The organism is Mesorhizobium sp. WSM4813 (genome assembly GCF_055811555.1).
The window spans coordinates 1-1,315 of the sequence record NZ_JBVVQU010000135.1 but is presented as its reverse complement, the minus strand read 5'-3'; the positions used below and the strand labels follow the sequence as shown (position 1 = coordinate 1,315).

Annotated in this window: 3 protein-coding genes; all 3 read right to left on the bottom strand. The window is 66.1% G+C overall.

The genetic code is table 11. From position 1 onward, the window contains the following. Positions 1–134: DUF4326 domain-containing protein (locus tag AC0L25_RS32350; RefSeq protein WP_473599172.1), on the bottom strand; the 134-nt coding region annotated here is incomplete at its 3' end. 64 nt (positions 135–198) lie between these two features. After that, positions 199–597 carry a single-stranded DNA-binding protein gene (locus AC0L25_RS32345; RefSeq protein WP_473599171.1) on the bottom strand — a complete coding sequence of 133 codons (399 nt, stop codon included), beginning with the start codon at positions 595–597 and terminating at the stop codon, positions 199–201. 231 nt (positions 598–828) lie between these two features. Further along, positions 829–1,315: hypothetical protein (locus AC0L25_RS32340; protein ID WP_473599170.1), on the bottom strand; the 487-nt coding region annotated here is incomplete at its 5' end.

Genomic DNA, 1,315 nt, shown 5'->3' with positions numbered 1-1,315 from the left:
GTCTCGATGACCTCCTCGCGTGAACCATCGCGGCCGATGACGAAGGGATTTCCCCATTTGCTCGGCCGCCCGATATAGACGCGCCCGGGAGCGGGCGCTTTCCCGACGATGCGGGCATTGAGAACTTTGCACATCCTCGGTGCTCCTTTCTGCATGAGGGGTGGGCCCCGCCGCGCGGCGGGGCCACCCGATCCGGGCTCAGAACGGGATCTCGTCGTCGATTTCCGTCTGGTTGCCGGCGCCGTCGCGCTTGGGCCAGGCGAGGAAGTCGATGGCGTCGGCGATGATCTCGGAGCTGAAGCGCTCGATTTCGTCGTTGTCCGTCCACCTTGTGTAGTGGATGCGCCCGCGCACCGCGACCTTCATGCCCTTGACGCAGTGCTTCTGCACCGTCTCGGCGAGGCTGTTGAAGCACTTGATGCGGTGCCATTCGGTGTCCTGCTCGGCGTAGCCGTTTTCGCCCTTGACCACCTTGCCGTCGGCCCGCTTCGGGCGGGAGGTCGCCAGCCGGAAGTCGGTGATCTTGGTGCCGCCGCGGGTGTTCACCATTTCGGGGTCGTTGCCGATGTTGCCGGCGAGAAAAACGATGTTGGTCATTTCCTGTCTCCATCTTGCTCGTCCGGGGGACCGTCCCTCCGAACGAGACCCGGCCAAGGACAGCGGGAGACGCCTGCAACCGGAGCGGAACGCGACGGCTCGCCCCCAAGGCAAGGAGTGACGCGGGCAGGCGCGAAACGCCAACTCGGTCCGCCGCCGCGCGGGGTTGCGTGCGGAAACCGAATGGACTTAGGGGCTCATTTCGTTCCGGAGGGATTGTTCACCGGCAGCTCAGATGGGCGGGATTTGGCACAGCCGTTTCCACTGCCGGCATTCGCGCCGTTCCGGGGAATCCTGACCCGCGAGACGCGGCCGATCGCTGAAACCCGGTGACCCCTGCCCCCGGCGGGCTGACATCAAGATGAGGCCTTGGGTGCCGGCGCCGCCGAGCAGCGTCACATGCTCCGCGACATTGGGCTCGGCAACGTCCCTGCGAGGGGATGTGGCCCTGCCTTCGTAGGCTGATGAGTGCACCGTGCGCGAAGTCACGGACATCATGGCGGTGGACGGCGCCGAGGTCGGAACTGGCCACCAGCCCGATCGCACGACGCCGCCGTCGCTCGCTGGCCTCGTCGCGCCAGCCCCAGACCACCTTACGGCGACCTTTCCTGCCTGGTCGCGGATCGATGCCGCTGCGATGTGGCGGGCTGCACCCAGCCGTCGAAGCGATAGAGGATAGAGGTTGCCGGAATGGATCGCAGCATCCTGATAGCTGACC